Below are 22663 nucleotides of genomic sequence, written 5' to 3'. Positions count from 1 at the left end.
GACATCATAAGACCATTACCAACAGGACAGGGTCAGACGGGCATGCACGATCAGGACAGACGGGACGACGGCACGCAGGCAGTTCCCGCCATTTCCCTCCCCGCACTGCTTGCGGGCCTTGTCCTGCCCTTCTGCCTTGTCATCGGGGGTGGCCTGGCCCTGCGGGCGCAAAGGATGGCGGCATTCGGGATTCCCCTTGAAATAATCTGGATGTTCGCATGCTTCATCCTTGTTCCCGCATGCCTGACCATATGCTGGAACCTGCCACCACATGCACGATCTGGCACAGATACAAAGCGGGTAGGATAAGGGATGGAAGTTTCCATATTCCTGGCTGTCATTACGGCTTCGGTGCTGATCGCCGTTTATTCACGATATCGCCACGCCGCCCGGAACGCGCGCGATTTCTTTGTGGCGTCGGGTCAGTTCGGGGCGGTCCTCATTTTCTTCCTGACCATTGGTGAAACATACAGTATTGGCAGCGTGCTGGGTTTTCCCGCCGGGATATACACGCAGGGCAGCGGGTTCGGGATGTGGTTCCTGGGGTATATCCTGCTGTCCTATCCGGTGGGTTATTTCCTGAACCCGCGCATATGGACACTGGGACAGCGATATTCGTGCATTACCGTTGCCGATATTTTCCGCAACCATTACGCCAGCCGGGCGCTGGAAATACTTGTTGTGCTGAATACGGCATTATTCCTTCTTCCGTTTGGTGAAATGCAGTTTGCGGGCCTTATGGTCGTGGTGCGCAGCCTGGGCTGGCATATCCCGGGCATGATGATGACGGGACTGTCCGCGTTACTGACCCTGGTGTGGATATTACTGTCGGGTATACGGGCACCGGCCTATGTTTCCATACTCAAGGATGTGCTGATGGTGGTGGCCATCCTGCTGGGTGGGTATGCGGCCATGCATGCCATGCACTGGCCTGTCGGCGTGCCGGAATTCTCCAGTCCCGGTAACGGTGGGCATGGCCTGCCGGGGGGGAATGCCTTTATTGTGTCAACCATCATCCTGCAGTCGATCGGCCTGTGTATCGCACCGCAGACGGTCGCCTTCCTGTTTACTGCAAAATCCCCCCGCACATTGCAGAAAAACCAGATTTTCATGCCGCTTTACATGCTCATGTTTCCGTTCCTGTTCATGATGGCGCTGTATGTCCGGACATCGGGTGCGACACCTGCATCACCCAATGATGTCTTCATGGTCGCGGTCTGCGCCACCCTGCCCGGCTGGGCGCGTGGACTGGTGGCGGGGGGATGCGCGTTATCGGCGCTGGTGATCCTGGCGGGGGTCTGTCTGGCGCTGGGACCGCTGGTTTCGCGCAACCTCATGCCCGGCCACTCGGATCGTGCGCAGAAAATCGGGGCGCAGGTCACCATCGCCATCTATCTTGTGGTTTCGGTGCTGGGCGGCGCGTCCCTGTCGGGCCTGATGGTCATGCTGAACAACCTGTATTATATCGGTGTTACCCAGCTGGCGCCGGGCATTATCGTCGCCCTTCTTGATCGCAAGGTACCGGCCATTCCCATTATTGCCGGACTGTTATGTGGCGACCTGGTCGGGATGAGCCTGTTTTTCCTTCATGTCATGCCAGCGGGGCTGAACCCCGGCATGATCGGGCTGATCATCAATGCACTGGTCATATGGGCGGGCATATCACGTGCCCCGCGGATCGCATGAGATATCCACGACCCCCATCATGACATACAAGAACAGAATCCTATTATTGAAAGGTAATGAACGTGCATAGACGCCAACTGATCAAGGCCATGCTGGCCACCGGCGGCATGGCGGTTGCACCCCGTGCCGTTTCTGCCGCCAGCCCCGTGCGCATTGGCGCACCAGGCAGGCTGAACCTGATGACGGATGTTGCGGGCCTGAAAATCGGGCTGGCCGATGATCCGGGTGCCTATACCGGTGTTACGGTCATCCTGCCTGACCAGCGCGCGGCCTGTGCAGTGGATGTGCGTGGCGGCGGCCCCGGCACGCGTGAGACGGATGCGCTGGCTGCGGGGAACCTGGTCCGCAGCGTTGACGCCATCGTCCTGTCCGGTGGTTCGGTCTACGGCCTGGCGACGGCGGATGGCGTGGCAGGCTGGCTGGGCGCGCAGGGGCGTGGCTTCTCGCTCATTCCCAAAAATGGCGTGCCCCCTTCCCCCATCGTGCCTACGGCCGTGCTGTATGACCTTGCCAATGGCGGGAACAAGCAGTGGGGTACCAATCCCCCCTATCGCCGGTTGGGGGAACAGGCGGTCCGCCATGCCAGGACCGGGCCGTTTGCACTGGGCACGGCAGGCGGCGGGTATGGCGCGGGTGCGGGCAGCCTGAAGGGGGGCCTGGGCTCGGCCTCGTTCCGGACGGGTGATGGCATGACCGTTGGCGCGCTGGTCTGTGTCAACAGCCTTGGTTCGGTCGTGGTGCCGGGCACGCGCAATTTCTGGGCGGGATCGCTGGAAATCGACAATGAATTCGGTGGGCTGGGCGCGTCATCGCGCTCGGTCTATGGCGAAGACTGGGGCGAGGCCAAACTGAACCCCGGCGCGCGCGCCAATACCACCATTGCCTGCATTGCCGTGGACGTACGGCTGGATGCGGATGAACTCAAGCGCGTGGCGATGATGGCGCAGGACGGGCTTGCCCGCGCAATCCGTCCCATCCATTCACCGTTTGACGGGGATGTGGTCTTTGCCCTTTCAACCGCGCAGAAGGAAATACCCGGCCAGAACCGCGAACTGGTCATTGCCCGACTGGGGTCCGTCGCAGCCGACACCCTAGCCCGCGCCGTCGCACGTGGTGTGTATGCGGCGACCCTTCCCCATCACCGGACAGGCAGGACATGGCATGACCTGCCTGCCTGAAGTGGCCATGAACGAGACGGCCTTCAAATCATTTGATGAAGCCTGTAGAAAAAAGCTTCATCAAACGCCGCCTTTTTGAACAAAGGCGGCGCCCGGAAACTTTTACTATTCCCAATAAACCCAGATTATTCCTGTTATACCGCGATACGCAGGGCACGACCGGGCATGTCGATCCGTATGGGTGTAAGACCGCGCGCATCCCCGTCACTTTGCACGGGCATGTTGCGTGGGGTGTTGATTTCAACTGTCTTCGCCGTCAGGATCGTGACATCCTTCTGACGTGACAGGTTTCCACGCAGCAGCGCGATGGCGTAGCGGATACTGTTGCCAATGCCCGCCGCGCCAAACAGGACAACCGAAAACTGCCTGCTTTCCTGCATGGACCGGGGCGTCAGGACATATTTCCCGGCATATAACGCACCTTTTGAGACAATGACCGATGCTGCCGTGTGGGACACGCCATCAACGCAGACGGTCATGGTCGGGAAAGTATATTTCCACAACGAACCCAGTGTCGCCAGCACATAGGCCGCACGCCCGGTCGCTTTTTTCAGGCGCGTTGACACGGCATGCACCACATGCGCGTCAAAGCCAACGCCGACCATCTGCACGAACAGGCACGCCCCTTCGCTGGACCGCAGGCATCCGGGCCAGATAACGGTGCACGCACCGCCTGCGATATTGCGGGCATTACTGGCGTCATAAAACGGCACGCGCAGTTCCCGGGCCAGTACGTTTGCCGTGCCGACAGGCAGAATGCCCAATATGATATCTGATCCCGCCATACCCTCGGCCACCTCGGCCACGGTACCGTCCCCCCCTGCGGCAACGATATGGGTACAGGCCCGTTCCTGCACCGCCATGCGTGCAAGAACCGTGGCATGTCCCCGGTAACGGGTGGACATGATCTGCGCCTGCATGCCCGCCTGCTGCAACAGCCGGACAAAGCGCACGACACGCCCCATGCGACGACGCCCGGCAGTCGGGTTCATGATAATGATCGCTTTTACATTCTGATCGGGCATGGGGCGTATCTTCTGGAAATTCCTGAAATCTGTCAAAAGGCAATAATATGATCGGAGTGTTTACAATCCATTCCCGCCAATAGCCATGGCGAATATGATTTCGCCGGATTATTTTATGAATTTATGTTTATTTATTTGTATTAATTGGAACATTGTTTTATAAAAACATGAAATCATGCTCTTTACTATTTAAAACAAGTGTCCCGCCATATCCTGCCCGGATACCATGCCCCTTTACATAACCCGCGTGTTCCTGTCCTATGTTAAGGATGAAACTGAAACGATATCAGTATGCTGCCTGCATTTCCGCCCGGCAGGCATGATGAATGCCCCCTGGCGTCACGATGCCCGCATCAGGAACTGCCCGTTCCGGCCGGACCGGGGCCGGACCATGTGGGCATAGCCACCCGTGGACACGGCAGCATGCAACATTCTTCATATCACGCTCCCTTGCCATTCAGGAAATAACACACGGCATGTCTGACACGACTGGCACACACCAGCCGCCTACCCGGCCTGTTTCCACCCTGAAGCAACGCCACATCATCATGATCGCGCTGGGTGGCGCGATCGGGGCCGGCCTGTTTGTAGGCAGCAGCGCCGCCATTGCAGCGGCGGGACCGGCGGCAATGCTGGCGTTTGTCGCGGTGGGCCTGCTGGTCATGCTGGTCATGCGCATGCTGGGCGAAATGGTGACCGCCAGCCCCGGCCACGGATCGTTCGTGGAATATATCCGCATGGCCCATGGCAACGGGGCAGCCTTCACAACGGGATGGCTGTACTGGTTCTTCTGGCTCGTGGCCCTGGGCAGCGAGGCCATAGCCGGGGCCATCCTGCTTCATGACTGGATCAACCTGCCGGTCTGGGTGCTGGCGACGGCGCTGATCGTGGTGCTGAACCTGATCAATCTTGCGGCTGTCCATATATTCGGGGAATGCGAATTCTGGCTTTCGCTGATCAAGGTGGTCAGCATCGTGCTGTTCATCGGGGCGGGCGGGCTGTATGTCGCCCATGTATTTGGCCCCGGTGTGCCGGTCGCCCGGAACATGCTGGGCCATGGCGGCATGTTCCCGCATGGGATGACAGCGATGATTTCCATCATTCCCACCGTCCTGTTCACCATGATCGGATCTGAAATCGCGACGGTTGCGGCGGGCGAGTCAGCCGAGCCCGCGCGGAATGTAGCCCATGTCACCCGCAGCCTGGGCACGCGCATCACGTTATTCTACAGCCTGTCCATCGCGCTGATCCTGATGATCGTGCCGTGGACGGATATCGTGCCCGGTCATTCGCCCTTTGTCGCCGCCATGCAGGCCATGGGCATTCCGGGGGCGGCCACATGCATGCAGGTTGTGGTACTGACGGCGGTGCTGTCGTGCATGAATTCCAGTCTGTACATCACGTCGCGCATCCTGGCCGAACTGGCCCGCCATGGTGATGCGCCCGCCCTGCTGCAACGCCATGGACGGCAGCATACGCCGGTCAACGCCATCATGGCCAATTCGCTGGCCGGGGGCGTGGTGGCATTTTCGTCCATTCTTGCACCGGGCACGGTATTCGCCTTCCTGCTCAGTTGCAGCGGCGGTGTGATCCTGCTGGTCTATTCGCTGATTGTCACATCCTACATGGTCCTGCGCCGACGGGCATCCGGGGCGGTGCAGCAGTCATTTTTCCGGCTGCCTTTTTTTCCGGCGGTCAATCTGGCGACGCTGGGTGGTGTGATCATCATTTTCGTGGCCATGCTGGTCAATGACACGCAACGCATGACCGCCGTGGCCAGCCTTGGCACAACCGTGTTCTTTATCGTGATCCATGCCGCGCGTGGCAGGATGCGCCCCAAAATATAATGAAAGTTTTTGGGGTGCCGCCTTTCGTTCAAAAAGGCGACGTTTCCCGAAGCTTTTTGGGAAAAACGCCTTTATGACCTGAAACAGCCATCAGGCCAGACGGGCCTGTGGCAGGATTTCAAACAGGGTTTCCTTGGGCCGGCAGGGTCGCGCCGCCTGACCGGTCATGACCACAGGGCGATTGAGCAGTACCGGATGGGCGGCGATGGCATCCAGTATGTCCCCATCCGCAAGCGTCGGATCATCCAGACCCAGTTCCGCATAGGGCGTGCCACGCTGGCGCAGCAGATCACGCACCGGCACCACCAGACGGCTTGCCAGCACATCCAGATCGGCACGGGTCGGTGGCGTTTTCAGGTATTCCACCACGACCGGCTCGATCCCGGCCGCACGGATCATGGCCAGCACGTTGCGCGACGTGCCACAGGCAGGGTTATGGTACAGGGTGACGGTCATCCATGGTTTTCCCATATGGTCAGTCAATACGCGCATATATAAGCACGTCCCGCCCCTGATGGCAGCCTGTTGCCTGACATCGTGCATTCACATGGAATTTCCGCTATGACTGCGCTGATTGCGTGTCCGGGCAACCGGGCATGTCCAGTTTGACTTACGGACTTTCGTCAGCAGTCCCCTTATGAAGCGCATGGTTGCCATTGTGACAGATTCTTCCCCTTCCACTGCCCACACCACGACAGCAGCCACGCTGCCCATTCGTGTGGCGGCACTCTATCACTTCACACCCTTCGCGGATTGTGCCGCCGTGCGTACCCGACTGCTCGATGCCTGCCATGAACTGGGTATTCGAGGCATCCTGCTGGTGGCGCACGAAGGCATAAACGGCACCATTGCCGGGACGGATGATGCGATCGGGCGTATTCTGGACGTCATCCGTGCCCTGCCCGGCTGTAATGATCTGGAAGTCAAGTTTTCCCGTGCGCCCGCCCTGCCCTTCCACCGCATGAAAGTGCGTATAAAGCGTGAAATCGTGACCATGGGGGTCGAAGGACTGGACCCGCGCCGGGATGTCGGCCGCTATGTCGCGCCCGATGAATGGAATGCCCTGATTTCCGATCCGGACACCATCGTGATTGACACGCGCAATGATTATGAGGTCGCAATCGGCACCTTCCGCGGCGCCATTGATCCCGGCACGCGCACGTTCCGGGAATTCCCGCAATGGTTCCGCGACCGGCGGCACGACCTGCTGGAACAGGGGCGCACGCCAAAGATCGCCATGTTCTGCACCGGCGGCATACGGTGTGAAAAGGCAACTGCCTTCGTCCGCGCCGAAGGGGTGGAAGACGTGTTTCACCTGCAGGGTGGGATCCTGAAATACCTGGAAACCGTGCCGCAGGATGAAAGCCTGTGGGATGGCGAATGTTTCGTGTTTGACCAGCGCGTCAGCGTGGGCCACGGGTTGAAACCCGGCACATTCGACATCTGCCATGCCTGCCGCACTCCCCTGAGCGAAGCGGACCGCGCCAGCCCGGACTACGTGGAAGGCATAAGCTGCCCCCACTGCACCAACCAGCGCACCGAAGCCCAGCGCCGGCGTTACGCGGAACGTGAACGCCAGATCCAGCTTGCGGTGCAGAAGGGCACACATCATCTGGGCCTGCCCACCCCATGCACGCAACGCGGCGCCACGACCGGTGACGATCCCGACGCATGACCGTCCGGGCCAAGCCGGCCCGACAGGACATGATGTGCGATCCAGACCGGCTCTCCTCCACCGACACGGCTGCCCTGAAGGGGAGGTTTCCCCCACATCTCCCCCGCACCACGGCGGCAATGCCGGGCCACCCGTGATATGGGGTGGATAAGCCGGCCTGCCGCACGGTAATTTCCCCATCCCTGCCGGAGCCATTCCTGATTGAGCGCAGAACCTGACAGCCCGGATCATCGTAATCCGTCCGCCCCATCGTGGCGTGCGCGACTGGCCGCGCGCTTCGGGGTTTACGGGCATGTGCCGCGCATGTTCCGCCAGATATGGAAATGCAGTCCGGCCCTGACACTGGCCAGTATCGCGCTGCGACTGGTACAGGCCATCCAGCCGCCACTGGCGCTGTATGTCGGCAAGCTGATTGTGGATGAGGTCATCCGCACCAGCGCCCATGCCGCCCCGTCAGGTTCCCTGCCGGACTGGCTGCTGCATGGGCCAGCCACCCGGCTGGAGGTCTGGATTGCGCTGGAATTCGCCCTGATCATCCTGTCGGACCTGATATCCCGCGCGATCGTGCTGGTCGATGGGTTGCTGAACGAACGGTATATCAATTCCGTCAGCCTCGCCCTGATGGGCCATTCCGCGACACTGGACCTGCAGCAGTTTGAATCCAGCGCCCTGCAGGACCTGCTGGAACGCGCACGCCGCCAGGCATCGGGCCGCAACAACCTGCTGGTGCAACTGTTCAACATTGCCCAGACCGCCGTGACCGCACTGACGCTTGCGATTGGTGTCGTGGCGTTCGCACCGTGGATGGTCGTGGTGCTGGTCATCGCCCTGCTGCCGTCGGCGGCGGGCGAAGCGCATTTCAATGCCGAAGGCTACCGCCTGATCCGGGCCAAGACGGCCGAACGGCGCGAAATGGAATATCTGCGCCATGTTGGCGCCAGCGCCGAACATGCCAAGGAACTCAAGCTGTTCGGGCTGGGGGATTTCCTGGTAGGCCGCTTCCGCACCGCCGCGGCAACCGTGCTGGAACAGAACCGCAGGCTGGCCCTGCGCCGCTTTGTCTGGAGCGGGGCCTTCGCGGCGATCGGGTCGGTCGCCTATTACGGCGTCTATCTGGTCATTGTGTGGGATACGGTGCGCGGCCGGTTTACGGTGGGGGACCTGACATTCCTGTCGGGATCGTTCCTGCGGCTGCATTCGGTGCTGTCCAGCCTGCTGCTGGGCATTACACAGACTGCCAGCCAGGCGCAGTACCTCAATGATTTCTTCGCCTTCCTTGACCTCCGCCCATCCATCGTATCGCCGGTGGCAGCCCGGCCCTTTCCGTCACCGATAAGACAGGGCATCCGCTTCGAAAACGTGGGCTTCCGCTATCCCGGCACGGACCGCTGGGCCATCCGGCATCTGGACCTGAACATTGGCGCGGGGGAAACCGTGGCGCTGGTGGGGGAAAACGGGGCGGGCAAGACCACCATCGTCAAACTGCTGACACGCCTGTATGACCCCGACGAAGGCCAGATCACGGTGGATGGCGTACCCCTGCATGACATGGACCTGACGGACCTGCGCGCGCATATCGGTGTCATATTCCAGGATTTTGTCCGCTACAGCCTGACCGCGTCGGAAAACATCGCCGTGGGCCGGATCACGGCCCTTGCCGACACGCAGCGGATCGGGGCTGCAGCACATGAGGGACTGGCTGACGATGTCGTGGCCAGACTGCCCATGGGATATGACCAGCCACTGGGTAAGCGCGTGGCGAACGGGCGGGAACTGTCCGGCGGGGAATGGCAGAAAATCGCCATATCCCGTGCCTATATGCGCGACGCCGACCTGCTGATACTTGATGAACCCACCGCCGCGCTGGATGCGCGTGCGGAATCAGACGTGTTCGAACGCCTGCGCGCGCTACGGCATGGCAAGGCGGCACTGGTGATTTCCCACCGCTTTTCCACCGTGCGCACGGCGGACCGGATTGTCGTGCTGGAACATGGCCACGTCCTGCAGGCCGGTACACATGAACAACTGCTGGCCCAGGGCGGCCGGTATGCGGAACTGTTTGAACTGCAGGCTGCCGGATATCAATAACTATCTGTTTTAAAAACTTGTTTATAAAAAAGACAAAAGTTTCCGGGCTGGTTTTTTCAAACAGCCGCCTGGTGCCTTGCTGTGATAGCCGCCTGTCCAGCATATCGGACATAACGACCCGGCACCCCGGAACAGACATTCCCGCTACCCGCAACCCACGCGCGCTGGCCCTTCCCTGCCTGCTGCCCCGAAGAAGCAGGCAGGATCAGGTCAGGAAAGCACGCATGGGTTAACGGCGGGGGGCGCCTGTTGAAACTGATTGCCTACTTCGTGGTGTAGCCACCATTGATCAGGGTGGTCTGTCCGGTCATCCACCACCCGTCGGATACGAGGAAGCGGACATGGGGGGCGATGTCCTCGATTTCGGTCAGGCCCGTCCTGCTGAACGGTGAAAGGGCGGCGGCCGATTTGTGGTAAGCCACGGCTTCCGGCGCTTCCTGCCCGTAGAAGAAAGGCGTATCCATCGGCCCCGGCCCGATGGCGTTGACCGATATGCCACGCGCGCCATATTCCTTGGACGCGGCACGGGTAAAGTGTTCCACCGCCGCCTTGGACCCGGCATAGGTCGAATAGAATGGCGTATAGGCCCCAAGCAGCGAGGTAACGATGGTCAGCAGCTTGCCGTGGTCGTTAAGGTGAATGCCCGCTTCCTTGATGAAGAAATACGCAACGCGCGTATTGATCGCGAACATGGAATCAAATTCGGCCTCACTGGTGTCGGCAATCGGTTTTTTCAGCACCTTGCCCACCGTGTTGATGGCGATGTCGGGCCGACCTATGGCCGCAACCGTATCGGCAAACAGTCCGGCCACCGCGCCATCGCGCGTCAGGTCCGCCTGAAATGCAACGGCATTGACGCCTGCGGCCTTCAGATCGGCAAGAGTCTTTTCCGCCTCGGGTCGGGTCGCGTCGCTGTTGTAATGGATGGCGATGGCCTTCGCGCCATGTGCCGCAAGGTCACGCGCGATCAGGCCGCCGAGGTTCTTTGCCCCGCCTGCGATCAGGACAGTCTTACCCTTGATGCTATGATCAGCCATATCCAGCCTCCATTCATACTGCGCGAACCTGTGCCGCGCTGTTCATGCCTGTAAGTTATCAGTTAAAATCGGGATATAAAGTTCCCTTTCCTGACAACACATGTCAGAAAACACGAACAAACCTGCAGCCTGACGGTGACAATGGTGGACCGTATCGACCTTTTCCGCATTTTCGCCCGCGTGGTGGAGACCGCCAGCTTCACCCGGGCCGCGGATACGCTCAAGATGCCCCGTTCCACGGTTTCCACCGCCGTGCAGGAACTTGAATCCCGGCTGGGTACACGGCTTCTGGCCCGCACCACACGCTCCGTCGCCCCCACGCCGGACGGGATGGCATTTTATGACCACTGCGTGCGGCTGGTGGCGGATGTGGAGGAAGCCGAAGCCCTGTTCCGCCATGACCGCAGCAACCCGCGCGGGCTGCTGCGCGTGGACATGCCCGGACGGATCGGCCGCCTGCTGGTCGCCCCGGCGCTGCCAGAATTTCTGGACCGCTACCCTGAAATCGAGATCGAACTGGGTGTCACCGACCGTGCCATCAACCTGATCGAAGACGGGATCGATTGCGTGCTGCGTGTCGGCCCCCTGTCCGATTCCGGGCTGATCGCACGCCGCATGGGGGAACTGGCCTTCATGAACGTGGCCAGTCCCGCCTACCTTGCCCGCCATGGCGTGCCCCACAGCCCTGCCGACCTGACGGGGCATGAAGCGGTGCGCTATGCCTCGCCTTCCAACGGGCGGGTGGAGGAATGGGAATGGATGGAAGGCGACAGGATACGGACCATCGCCCTGCCCGGTCGGGTCAGCGTCAACAGTGCCGAAGCCCTTGTGGCCTGCTGCCTGGCCGGTCTTGGGCTGATACAGGTCCCGGCCTATGACGTGCGCCACCATGTCGCAGCGGGCGAACTGGTGGAAGTCATGCCCCTTTACCGGGCGGAACCCATGCCCATGGCGCTGCTCTATCCCCACCGCAAGCACCTGTCGCGCCGCCTGCAGGTCTTTGCCGAATGGCTGGAGGGCGTGATGGCGCAGGCGATCGGATAGGGTCAGATCAGGCCGCCTTCCGCCGTCATCTGCTGCAGGTCCAGTTCATGTTCAAGCTGGTGCAGGACGGCATCATGGATTTCCCCGCTGCGGTGCAGGCGCAGCAGTTCGGCGCGGCCTGCGTCAATGGTCGCCAGCAGCGCCCTGTAATGCGCGTCCTTGCGTCCCTGCAGCGCCTGCTGTTCATGACTGAAGCGTTCAGCCAGTTCCGCACGGTAGGCGTACTGTTCCAGCAGGCGGGAATGGACGATCTGTCCATCGGGGGCAAAGGCCAGCTGCCGCATGGCATGTTCCTGCGACCGCGCGATCAGCGCGCGCGCCTGCGACACCGACAGGTGATGGCGCTGCCCGCGCGACGGCCCCCGTTCCCCCCCGGTCATGCGGATGACCCAGCCAATGGTTGTTCCCTGCCCCAGAACGGTCACCAGAATGACCACGAAGGTCGCGATCTGCATGATATCACGGTTCGGCATTTCGGCAGGCAGCGCCAGCACGATGGCAAGGCTGACCACGCCACGCATGCCGCACCAGCCCATGATGGCGACGAAACTGAAGAATGGCCGCCATCCCGGCCGCCTGCCGCGCGACAGGAACGCGACACGTATGCCTTCGGTCATCAGCATCCAGACAAACCGTGACACCAGCACCACCGCTACGATGCCCGCCACCGGGCGGAACACGTCCTGCGCCACCCATGGCGTGCCCATATGACGCAGCACGATGGCATGCAGCGAAATGCCGATCAGCACGAAAACAAGGGATTCCAGCACGAACACCAGCACTTCCCATACCGCCGCCCAGCGCAGGCGTTCGTCGGCGCTGAACACGTCATGCTGCCGCCAGCCCAGAACCAGCCCGGCCACGACCGTGGTGATGACGCCCGACGCCCCGACCTGCTCCCCCCCGATATAGGCCACCCATGGCAGCAGCAGCGTCATGGTGATGCTGAGAATACGGTCACGCACCCGTGCCAGCAGCCTGATCCAGACCCATGCCAGCGCACAGCCCAGCACCAGTCCACCCAGCGCCAGGAAGAAAAACGTGACCGTGGCGTGCACGGCCCCGAAACTGCCGGTCATGACAGCAACCGTGGCAAAACGGTAGATCACCAGGCTGGCCGCGTCATCCAGCAGGCTTTCGCCTTCCAGCAGCGTCGTCATCCGTTCAGGCAGGGGTACGTGCTTGAGCACCGCCTTCGCCGCCACCGCATCGGGCGGGGCGACGATCGCGCCAAGGGCAACGCAGGCCGCCCACGGCATGAACGGAATCAGCCAGCGCGTCGCGACAGCCACGGCCAGCGTGGTGAACGCAACCCCGCCCACCGCCAGTTGCAGTATGCCCAGAAGATGCGTCCGGAATGCATGCCAGACGGAAAAATACGCCCCCGCCAGCAGAAGCGGTGGCAGGAATACGATCAGCACCAGATCGGGATCGATCCCGATCACCGGCACGCCGGGCACCAGCGCAATGGCGATCCCCCCCAGCACCAGTGCGGCCGCGGGTGGCAGGCGCAGCTTGCGCGCCACCAGTTCCAGCCCCACGATCAGGACGATCAGCAGCAGGATGAATTCAAACCGCCCTACATTGGACATGCGCGCCATACCTGTCAGGTTGCCGGGCATTCGCCATGGCCCCTGTCCGTAACGCGTCACGACGGGGTCGGTGCCCTGCGCTGATGCCGCGGGGGTAATGTATACTGTAATAAAACATGACCCGCACGGGTTCCGCGCCCCGGTATGGCGTGACGCAGGCAATCATAGTCCCGCCCGTGGGGCCGGCACGGGACTGCACCCATGTCCGGACGCGCCACCACGAACGGCGCGGTCTGTTTTTCCAAATACAGTATTGCCCGAAACAGTTCTCCCGACGTTCCATCCCTTTGCATATTTTTCATTATGGAATCGGAATTGATATTTTAAAAATACAATAAAAGACGTGGAATGTGCATGCAACGCAGCCCCGACAGGCACGTTCATGACAGGCTGTCGGCAATCCGGCCCACGTGACTGCCGCCATGCCCGTACAAGCTGACATGACCCCTACACCACCCCCGTATTCCCCGCACAGAGGAGGACAGAGGATGGGTGCATCCCAAAAACCCGCACAGCCGGGCCAGCCCATGCCGTCCGACAGGACGCAACCGACCGCCATGCCCGATACGCCGGGGCATTTCCCGCGCAACGGAACCCCCATGCCGCAGCCCCCCCGCGCGGCGCCGCCCCGTCCGCCCGACGCGGCGCCAGAAACCATATTGCGCGGGCCCACGCCCCCTGCGCCACGGCCAAGGAAAAGCCTTTTCCGAAAATGAACGCCAGCACAGGCGGCCGCCTGCCCGCAGGCGCAGATGTGCATGAAACTGGAGCAGAATATGGACGGGACCACCACCTTCCCACAGCCCGACCGTGCATTCTGGCCTAAACGCCACCCATGGCTGGCACGCCTGCTGGGCCGGGTGCCGCCACCCATATGGGAAGACGACTTCGCCCCGCTGAAAAGCGAGATCTTTGGCATGGAACGGCTGGAGGCCCATGCCCGCAGCCTTGCCGCCGCCCAGACCGTCGTCCCCCACGGGCATGGCCGTGAGCACGGTCGGCCGCTGTCACGCCGGCTAGCGGAAAACGGGGCCTTCCTGCGCGCCGCCGACGCGCGGATCGCGCAGGATATCCAGAACGGGAAACAGCTTACCCCCGCGGCCCAGTGGCTGGCGGACAATTACGCGCTGGTGGACATGCAGATACGCGAGACGGATCTGGACCTGCCCGCCGGTTATTACGCGCGCCTGCCCAAGCTGGCCAACGGCCCCTTTGCCGGACTGCCCCGGGTCTTTGGCGTGACATGGGCGCTGGTCGCCCATACCGACAGCAACCTGCAGCCCGAAATCCTGTATAATTACCTGCTGGCATACCAGAGCGTGACGCCCCTTACGATCGGGGAACTGTGGGCCGTCTCGATCACGCTGCGGATCGTGCTGATCGAGAACCTGCGCCGGGTTGTCGGCGCGATCATGGACAATAACGCCAGCAGGCGCGCGGCCGACCAGTTGGCCGACCAGCTTGATGCCTACCGCAAGGGCACGCAGGCCGCCATGTCCGGCTTTCTGGCCGCTGTTGACCCGCGTATCCTCAACTATGCGTTTACGGCGCAGCTTGCCCACCGTTCGCGCGGGCTGGACCCCGAAAAGGATCCCGCCCTTGTCTGGCTGGAGCAGCGTCTGGCGGACCGGGGCACCACCATTGACAATGCAGTGCGCGATGACCTGCATGAACAGGGCACGTTCAACGCCACCATACGCAACATCATCACCAGCCTGCGGCTGATCGCGGGTTTTGACTGGACCGAGGCGTTCGGGCGCATCTGCCTCATCGACCGGCTTTTTGCCGAGTATGACAGCTTTACACAGGCCGATTTCGCCAGCCGGGACCTGTATCGCAAGGCCATAGAGGATCTGGCCCGCGGCAGCACCCTGACCGAGATGGCCATAGCCGGACAGGCGGTAGCCATGGCGCGCGCCGCACAGGCCACGGGCACGGATGACCCACGCCGCGCCGATCCGGGCTATTACCTGCTCATGGCCGGACGGCCCGCGCTGGAAGCCGCCATCCATTTCCGGCCCACCCTGCCACGCCGGATGGTAAGGGGGTTCTGCGCATACGGGATCGCGGCCTACAGTCTCGTGGTCACGCTGCTGACCATGCTGTTCATCGCCATTCCGCTGTGGCTGACATGGCAGACCGGCATGAATACCGCGTGGCTGCTGCCCCTGCTGGCCTTCGTACCGGTTTCGGAGGCAGCGGTCGCCTGCGTCAACCGCCTGGCGCTGGAGGCGGTGCATGCCACCACCCTGCCGGGTCTGGAATTCCGGCACGGCATTCCTGCGCACCTGCGCACCATGGTGGTCGTACCCGCGCTGCTGACGACGGAAAAAACCGTGGCCGAACTGCTGGCCCGTCTGGAGGTCCATTACCTGACCGTGCGTGATGACGCGGTGCATTTCGCGCTGCTGACCGACTGGACCGACCATGACAGCGCCGATGCGCCAGATGACCAGCGCCTGCTGGCGCTGGCGCGCGCGGGTATGGAACGCCTCAACCAGAAATACGGGCACGGCCCGCATGGCGTGCGCTTCTACCTGCTGCACCGCAGGCGCGTATGGTGCGAAAGCGAACGGGCGTGGATGGGGTGGGAGCGCAAGCGCGGCAAGCTGCATGAACTCAACCACCTGCTGCGCGGGGCCATGGACACGACCTTCCTGCCCCCTGCCCATGCCCTGCCCGCGGACATACGCTATGTCATCACGCTGGATGCCGATACGCGCCTGCCGCTGGAAACCGTGTGCCGCCTGATTGGCAAGATCGCCCATCCCCTCAACACGCCCCGCTTTGATCCGGTATCGGGGCGGGTGCATGAAGGCTACGCGATCCTGCAGCCACGGGTGACGCCATCACTGCCCGTGGGCCACCAGAGCACGCTGTTCCAGCGCATTTTCGCCAGCGCCAGCGGTATCGACGCCTATTCCGCCGCCGTGTCCGACCTGTATCAGGACATGTTTGGCGAAGGATCATACGCAGGCAAGGGCATATACAATATCGATGCCTTCGAGGCGGCACTGGCCCGGCGGGTGCCGGATTCCACCATGCTCAGCCATGACCTGTTCGAAGGCATTTTCGCCCGTGCCGGTCTGGTGACGGATATCGAGGTGGTGGAGGAATTCCCCACCGACTACCTTGTCGCGGCCCAGCGGCTGCATCGCTGGACACGGGGCGACTGGCAGTTGCTGCCTTGGATCGTATCCAGCCTGCCGCCACGCAGCGTGCCCGTCCGTGCCCGGCTTTCGGGCATCGCGCGGTGGAAGATGCTGGACAACCTGCGCCGCACGCTGTGCATGCCACTGGCGCTGGCGACACTTGTGGCGGGATGGCTGCTGCCGTTCCATGCCGCCGTGGTCTGGACAACTTTCATCCTGCTGGCGCTGGCGCTGCCCGCGTTCCTGCCGGTGCTACCCGATATCGTGCCCCGGCGGGAATGGATCACGCTGCGCAGCTACCTCAGCGTAATCGGTGCGAAAAGCGCCGAGGCAGCGGTGATGACTTTCCTGACCATCACCTTCCTTGCCCATCAGGCCGTCATCATGACGGATGCGATCATCCGCACGCTGGTCCGCGTGCTCATCACGCGCCGTCACCTGCTGCAATGGGTGCCCGCCGCCCAGATCGCGGGGCTCATGCGCTCGGGCCTTGCGGGATATTACGGACGGATGGCCACCGCCCCCCTGCTGGGTGGGGGCTGCGTCATGGCCACGGTCATCTGGGCGCCATGGAGCCTGTTCATGTCCGTGCCCGTTGCGACACTGTGGGCGCTTTCGCCCGCCGTGGCGATGTGGGCCAGCCGCACGCCGGTCGTTGCCGCGCGTTCGCGCCCCTCGCGCACCGATATCCGCATCCTGCGCATGACCGCGCGCCGGACGTGGCGTTTCTTTGAAACCTTTACCACGCCTGCGGACCACATGCTGCCGCCGGACAATTTTCAGGAAGACCCGGCCCCCGTCCTGGCCCGGCGCACGTCGCCCACCAATATCGGCCTGTACCTGCTGTGCTGCGCCAGCGCGCGGGATTTTGGCTGGATCGGCCTGGCCGATGCCGTGGCCCGGCTGGAAGCGACCTTTGCCACGCTGGAAACCATGGCGCGCTACCGGGGGCATTTCTACAACTGGTATGCCACCGATGACCTGCGCCCGCTTGATCCGGTCTATATTTCCAGTGTTGACAGCGGCAATCTGGCTGGCCACCTCATCGCGCTGTCCAGCGCGTGCCAGCGATGGCTGGAAAGCGGTCCGGAAATCGATACATGGCGCGAGGGCGTCACGGATGCGCTTAATATCGCCATAGCCGACCTGACCTTCCACAACGGCAGGCGCGTGACCCATGCACCGGCACAGCGCCAGTTGCTGCGGCTGCTGACGGGACTGAAGAATGCCGTCCTGTCCGCTGGCGCCAGCCGGTCGATGGCGGCCCTGTCCGCCCTGCACCGTCAGGCCGGCGCGGTCCTGGATCACGTGGCGACGATGCCTGCCCCGTCATCGGGTCAGGACGGACAGGACGCTGCTGAACAGACGTTCTGGGCCGCCGCCCCGATGCGCACGCTGGAAAGCCACCTGCGCGACCTTGACACGGACCTGTATGCAACGCTGGGCGCACGGCTGGACACCGTGGCGCAGAAGGCGCGGCGCATGGCGCAGGACATGGATTTCGCCTTCCTGTGCAACCCGTCGCGCAAGCTGCTGTCCATCGGCTACCTTGTGGCCGAAGATACGCAGGACGCCAACTGCTACGACCTGCTGGCGTCCGAGGCGCGGCTGGCGGTGTTCTTCGCCATTGCCAAGGGCGACATGCCCGCCCATGACTGGTTCCGCCTTGGCCGGTCCATCACACCGGTGGGCAGCGGGGCGGCGCTGGTTTCGTGGTCGGGGTCCATGTTCGAGTACCTCATGCCCTCTCTGGTCATGCGGGCCCCCATGGGCAGCCTGCTGGAACAGACCAACAGGCTGATCGTGCAGCGCCAGATCGCCTATGGACAGGACCGCGACATTCCGTGGGGCATATCGGAATCCGCCTATAATGCGCGCGATCTCGACTACACCTACCAGTATTCCAATTTCGGCATTCCCGGACTGGGGCTGAAACGGGGGCTGGGGCTGGATACGGTGGTCGCCCCCTACGCCACCATGCTGGCCGCCATGATCGACCCGCAGAAAGCGGTGGCCAACCTGCATACACTCGAAAGAACCGGGGCGCTGGGGCGGTACGGCCTGTATGAAGCGCTGGACTATACCCCCGACCGCGTGCCCGACGACCAGCGCGTCGCGATCATCCGCGCCTACATGGCCCATCACCAGGGCATGTCCATCCTTGCGGTGGCCGATACGGTCATGAATGGCATCATGCGCGCGCGCTTTCATGATGACCCGGTCATTGCCTCGGCCGAACTGCTGCTGCAGGAACGCGCGCCCCGCACCGGCGCCGTCGCCCGCCCCCTGCCGTCCGAGGACGATACCCATGCCCCCGTCCCCACCCTGGCAACCCCTGCGGGGCGTTACGTGGACCGCGCCGACATGGGTGGCCCGGTCACGCACCTGCTGTCCAACGGGCGTTACACGGTCATGCTGACGGCGGCGGGATCAGGCTACAGCCGGTGGCAGGGGCAGGCAATCACGCGCTGGCGCGAGGATGCAACACGGGATGAATACGGCCAGTACCTGTACATCCGCAACCGCAGGACAGGCCGCCTGTGGTCAGCAGGGCTGCAACCCACCGACACCACCCCCGATGAATATGCCGTGGTCTTTCATGAAGACCGCGCCGAATTCGCCCGCCGTGACGGGACGGTCACCACCACGCTGGACGTACTGGTATCGGCCGAGGACGATGCTGAAGCGCGACAGGTCTCGGTCTTCAATGCGGGCGGCGAGACGCTGGATATCGATATCACGTCCTGTGCCGAACTGGCGCTGCTGGCGCAGAATGCCGATCTTGCCCATCCCGCCTTTACCAAGCTGTTCGTGCAGACCGAATATATTCCCCAGTCCCGCGCCCTGATCGCCACGCGCCGCAGGCGCACGGGAGACGAGCCGGAAATATGGGTCGCCCATCTGGTCCTGTGTGACGGTCCCATCGAGATCGAGACGGACCGCGCCCGCTTCATCGGCCGCAGGCATAACGCACGCCATCCCGCCGCCATGGCCACGCATGCCCCCCTGTCCGGCACGACCGGGACGGTGCTGGACGCGCTCCTCGCCATCCGCGCGCGGGCATCCATCCGCCCCGGCGCCATGGCGCGCATCACGTTCTGGACCATGGTCGCCCCCAGCCGTGCGGCCCTGCTGGACCTGATCGACACGCATCAGGACCATGCCGCATTCGATCGCGTGCGCACGCTGGCGTGGACGCAGGCGCAGGTGCAGTTGCGCCATCTGGATGTCTCCCCCGCCATGGCGGATCTGTTCCAGCGGCTGGCGGGGCACATCGTGTTCGCAACGCCCAGCCTGCGGGCCACTTCCGCACAGATCGCACGTGGGGCTGGCGCGCAGCCGCTGTTGTGGGAACAGGGCATTTCGGGCGACCTGCCGATTGTCGTGCTGCGCGTGCGCGAAAATTCCGGCACGGACATCGTGCGCGTCCTGCTGCTGGCGCATGAATATTTCCGGCTCAAGCAACTGGCGGTGGATCTTGTCATCCTTAACGAACACCCGTCTTCCTACCTGCAGGACCTGCAGGCATCGCTGGACCAGCTTGTCCGCGCGGCCCCCCGCACGGCAGGGACCGCGGGATCCGTGCGCGTGCTGCGCGCCGACCTGATTACGCCCGCCGTGCGCCACCTGATCATATCGGTGGCCCGCGTGGTGCTGGATGCGGACCACACGCTGACAGCACAGCTTGACCAGGGGGAAAGGCCACGGACGCGACAGTTCCCGCCTGCCCCGCCCGCGGTCCCGCCGCCGCCTTCGGGATCTGACGTGCCGCCGGTACCCGAACTGGAACTGTTCAACGGCCATGGCGGCTTTGCCAGAAACGGACAGGAATACGTGATCGTTCTTGGTCCCGGCCAGACCACGCCCGCGCCATGGATCAACGTGATCACCAATGACACATTCGGCTTCCAGGTCTCGGCCGAAGGCAGCGGCTATACGTGGTCGGGCAACAGCCGCGAACACCAGATCACGCCATGGTCGAACGACCCGGTCAGTGACCATGCGGGCGAAGTCTTCTATTTCCGTGACGAGGACACCGGCACCCTGTGGTGTCCCACCGCCGCCACCCGGCGTGACGCCACGGCCACCTATGTCACCCGCCACGGACGCGGCCATACGCGCCTGGAGCGCGTGGCGCACGGGATCGCCAGTTGCCTGCTGCAGTACGTGCCGGTATCGGACCCGGTCAAGATCACGCGCATACAGCTGCATAACCAGTCAGACCAGCCGCGCACCCTGTCCGTCACCGCCTATGTTGAATGGGTGCTGGGGGCGGCACGCAGTACGGCCGCCCCCTTTGTCATGACCGAACATGACGGGGAAACCGGTGCGCTGTTCGCCCGTAACCGCTGGAATGCCGCATATGCGGACCGCGTCGCCTTTGCCGATATCGGCGGTTACCTGACCGCCACTTCCGGTGACCGCGCGGCCTTCATCGGTCCCAACGGCACCATGGACCATCCCCTTGCCTTCACCCATGCCGGTGGCGTGCAGGGGGCGACGGGGGCCGGGCTGGACCCGTGCGGCGTGGTGCAGACCATGGTGACCCTGCCACCGGGTGGACGGGCGGAAATCATGTTCCTGCTGGGTGAAGGCATGGATGCCGAGCACGCCCGCAGCCTGATTGCCCAGTACCGCACCGCCAATCCTGACCATGTGCTGGCAGCCGTCACGCAGCACTGGGACACGGTAACGGGTGCGATACAGGTCCGGACCCCTGACCGCACGATGGACATCATGCTCAACGGCTGGCTGCTGTACCAGTCACTGGCCAGCCGGGTGCAGGCACGGGCCGGGTTTTACCAGGCCAGCGGGGCATACGGCTTCCGTGACCAGCTGCAGGACGGCATGGCGCTGACCCTGTCCTGTCCCGCCCGCGTGCGCGCGCACCTGCTGCGCGCCGCGTCCCGGCAGTTTGTCGAAGGGGATGTGCAGCACTGGTGGCTGCCCAACACGGGTGCGGGCGTGCGGACCCATATTTCCGATGACTGCGCGTGGCTGGCGCACACGGTGGCGCATTATGTCGCGACATCTGGCGATACGGGCGTGCTGGATGAACGCATCCCCTTCCTGCAGGCGCCCGAACTGCCCATTACCGAGCATGACCGTTTCATGATCCCCGCGATTTCGGAGCAGAGCGGCACACTGTTCGAACATTGCGCCCGCGCGCTGGATCACAGCCTTGCTGTCGGCGCGCACGGCCTGCCGCTCATGGGTACGGGTGACTGGAACGACGGCATGAACCGCGTGGGCGAACAGGGGCGTGGCGAAAGCGTATGGCTGGGCTGGTTCCTGCATGACGCGCTGACGACCTTCATCCCGCTGACGCGCGCACGCGGCGATGATGCCCGCGCACAGGCGTGGCAGGACCACGCCAGCGCCCTTGCCACGGCGCTGGAAGCCACATGGGATGGCGATTGGTACCTGCGCGCCTATTTTGACGATGGCACGCCCCTTGGTTCCCACGCCAGCGCGGAATGCCAGATCGACGCGATTTCACAGTCATGGTCCGTGCTGTCCGGTGTCGCACTGCCCGAACGGGCGGAACATGCCATGCGATCGGCCATGGCGCGGCTTGTCCGGCCTGATGAGGGGCTGGTCCTTGTCCTGACGCCGCCATTTGACGCCATCGGTCCCGATCCGGGCTATATCCGCAGCTACCCGCCCGGCATACGCGAAAATGGCGGCCAGTACACCCATGCCGCCCTGTGGACCACCATGGCCATGGCGGTACTGGGCGATGGCGATCGCGCCCACGGCCTGTTCCATATGCTGAACCCGATCAACCACACGGGCAAACCCGAAGGCGTGGCCCGTTACAGGCTGGAACCCTATGTGGTCGCGGCCGACATCTATTCACGCCCGCCCCATGTGGGCCGGGGGGGATGGTCGTGGTACACCGGATCGGCCGGATGGATGCAGCGCGTGGGGACCGAAACCATTCTCGGCCTGCGTATTCATGGCACGCAGCTGCTGGTCGCCCCGTGTATCCCCCATGAATGGCCCGGGTTCACGGCAACGGTACGCTGGCGCACGGCAACCTATCATATTACCGTAAACAATCCTGACCATGTCTGCCGTGGCATAAGCCATGTCACCTGTGACGGCGCGCCCCTGCCCGCAACCGGCACAATTGACATGGTGGATGACGGACAGTCCCATGATGTTGCGGTCACGCTGGGACCGCAGCCCGTCACATGAATGCGTGCCGCGACCTGTTTGCATACTTCAGGTATTCATTCGTGCAGGGATGGGAAGAAAACTGAAAAACCATTCAACAGGCCATTCGTTAGTCGAGCATGAGGGTACCCTGTCTTTTCCCTGAACGGAACAGGGATG

11 protein-coding genes are annotated in these 22663 nt (G+C 62.9%); 7 read left to right on the top strand and 4 right to left on the bottom strand.

Annotated elements, in window-relative coordinates; all coding sequences use genetic code 11:
• The first annotated feature begins 312 nt into the window (after nt 1–312).
• Both S101446_RS01730 and S101446_RS01725 read left to right on the top strand, forming a co-directional pair.
• Complete coding sequence (locus S101446_RS01730) at nt 313–1686, top strand: sodium:solute symporter family protein (RefSeq protein ID WP_087607411.1); 1374 nt, start codon at nt 313–315, stop codon at nt 1684–1686.
• A 56-nt stretch (nt 1687–1742) separates the two neighbouring features.
• On the top strand, nt 1743–2864 hold the full coding sequence (locus S101446_RS01725) for a P1 family peptidase (RefSeq protein WP_087607410.1): 1122 nt from the start codon (nt 1743–1745) through the stop codon (nt 2862–2864).
• A 134-nt stretch (nt 2865–2998) separates the two neighbouring features.
• On the opposite strand, the gene S101446_RS01720 is transcribed toward S101446_RS01725, so the two are convergent.
• A complete protein-coding gene (locus S101446_RS01720) occupies nt 2999–3889 on the bottom strand; it encodes a diacylglycerol/lipid kinase family protein (protein WP_087607409.1) in 891 nt (296 codons plus the stop codon).
• A gap of 476 nt (nt 3890–4365) precedes the next feature.
• Between S101446_RS01720 and S101446_RS01715 the strand changes: the two genes are divergently transcribed.
• Nucleotides 4366–5736 (top strand): amino acid permease, encoded by a 1371-nt coding sequence (locus tag S101446_RS01715; protein WP_087607408.1) that lies wholly within the window; start codon nt 4366–4368, stop codon nt 5734–5736.
• Between the two features lie 90 nt (nt 5737–5826).
• Here S101446_RS01715 and arsC read toward each other — a convergent pair whose 3' ends face one another.
• The gene (gene arsC, locus S101446_RS01710; RefSeq protein WP_087607407.1) at nt 5827–6192 is read right to left on the bottom strand and encodes an arsenate reductase (glutaredoxin); all 366 of its coding nucleotides are present in this window, start codon (nt 6190–6192) and stop codon (nt 5827–5829) included.
• A 190-nt stretch (nt 6193–6382) separates the two neighbouring features.
• Between arsC and trhO the strand changes: the two genes are divergently transcribed.
• Together trhO and S101446_RS01700 are read left to right on the top strand one after the other, a co-directional pair.
• The gene (gene trhO / locus S101446_RS01705) at nt 6383–7411 is read left to right on the top strand and encodes an oxygen-dependent tRNA uridine(34) hydroxylase TrhO (protein WP_244184586.1); all 1029 of its coding nucleotides are present in this window, start codon (nt 6383–6385) and stop codon (nt 7409–7411) included.
• A 201-nt stretch (nt 7412–7612) separates the two neighbouring features.
• The gene (locus S101446_RS01700) at nt 7613–9499 is read left to right on the top strand and encodes an ABC transporter ATP-binding protein (protein WP_087607405.1); all 1887 of its coding nucleotides are present in this window, start codon (nt 7613–7615) and stop codon (nt 9497–9499) included.
• Nucleotides 9500–9762: 263 nt separating this feature from the next.
• Here the strand turns inward: S101446_RS01700 and S101446_RS01695 are convergent, their stop codons facing one another.
• A complete protein-coding gene (locus tag S101446_RS01695; RefSeq protein WP_019086827.1) occupies nt 9763–10536 on the bottom strand; it encodes an SDR family oxidoreductase in 774 nt (257 codons plus the stop codon).
• Between the two features lie 141 nt (nt 10537–10677).
• Between S101446_RS01695 and S101446_RS01690 the strand changes: the two genes are divergently transcribed.
• Nucleotides 10678–11580 carry a LysR family transcriptional regulator gene (locus S101446_RS01690; RefSeq protein WP_087607404.1) on the top strand — a complete coding sequence of 301 codons (903 nt, stop codon included), beginning with the start codon at nt 10678–10680 and terminating at the stop codon, nt 11578–11580.
• A gap of 2 nt (nt 11581–11582) precedes the next feature.
• Here the strand turns inward: S101446_RS01690 and S101446_RS01685 are convergent, their stop codons facing one another.
• Entirely contained in the window at nt 11583–13172 is a 1590-nt protein-coding gene (locus tag S101446_RS01685; RefSeq protein ID WP_029335089.1) for a cation:proton antiporter, read from the bottom strand.
• Nucleotides 13173–13930: 758 nt separating this feature from the next.
• On the opposite strand from S101446_RS01685, the gene S101446_RS01680 reads away from it, so the two are divergent.
• A complete protein-coding gene (locus S101446_RS01680; protein WP_087607403.1) occupies nt 13931–22525 on the top strand; it encodes a GH36-type glycosyl hydrolase domain-containing protein in 8595 nt (2864 codons plus the stop codon).
• The last annotated feature ends 138 nt before the right edge of the window (nt 22526–22663 follow it).

This window comes from Komagataeibacter europaeus (assembly GCF_002173515.1).
GTDB classification, from domain to species: domain Bacteria; phylum Pseudomonadota; class Alphaproteobacteria; order Acetobacterales; family Acetobacteraceae; genus Komagataeibacter; species Komagataeibacter europaeus.
This window is presented reverse-complemented; position numbering and strand designations above follow the sequence as displayed.

Excerpts from the sequence above, each read along its gene's own strand:
- S101446_RS01730 (WP_087607411.1), top strand. The coding sequence starts at position 313 with ATGGAAGTTTCCATATTCCTGGCTGTCATTACGGCTTCGGTGCTGATC.
- S101446_RS01725 (WP_087607410.1), top strand. The coding sequence starts at position 1,743 with ATGAACGTGCATAGACGCCAACTGATCAAGGCCATGCTGGCCACCGGC.
- S101446_RS01720 (WP_087607409.1), bottom strand. The coding sequence starts at position 3,889 with ATGCCCGATCAGAATGTAAAAGCGATCATTATCATGAACCCGACTGCC.
- S101446_RS01715 (WP_087607408.1), top strand. The coding sequence starts at position 4,366 with ATGTCTGACACGACTGGCACACACCAGCCGCCTACCCGGCCTGTTTCC.
- arsC (WP_087607407.1), bottom strand. The coding sequence starts at position 6,192 with ATGACCGTCACCCTGTACCATAACCCTGCCTGTGGCACGTCGCGCAAC.
- trhO (WP_244184586.1), top strand. The coding sequence starts at position 6,383 with ATGGTTGCCATTGTGACAGATTCTTCCCCTTCCACTGCCCACACCACG.
- S101446_RS01695 (WP_019086827.1), bottom strand. The coding sequence starts at position 10,536 with ATGGCTGATCATAGCATCAAGGGTAAGACTGTCCTGATCGCAGGCGGG.
- S101446_RS01690 (WP_087607404.1), top strand. The coding sequence starts at position 10,678 with ATGGTGGACCGTATCGACCTTTTCCGCATTTTCGCCCGCGTGGTGGAG.
- S101446_RS01685 (WP_029335089.1), bottom strand. The coding sequence starts at position 13,172 with ATGTCCAATGTAGGGCGGTTTGAATTCATCCTGCTGCTGATCGTCCTG.
- S101446_RS01680 (WP_087607403.1), top strand. The coding sequence starts at position 13,931 with ATGAAACTGGAGCAGAATATGGACGGGACCACCACCTTCCCACAGCCC.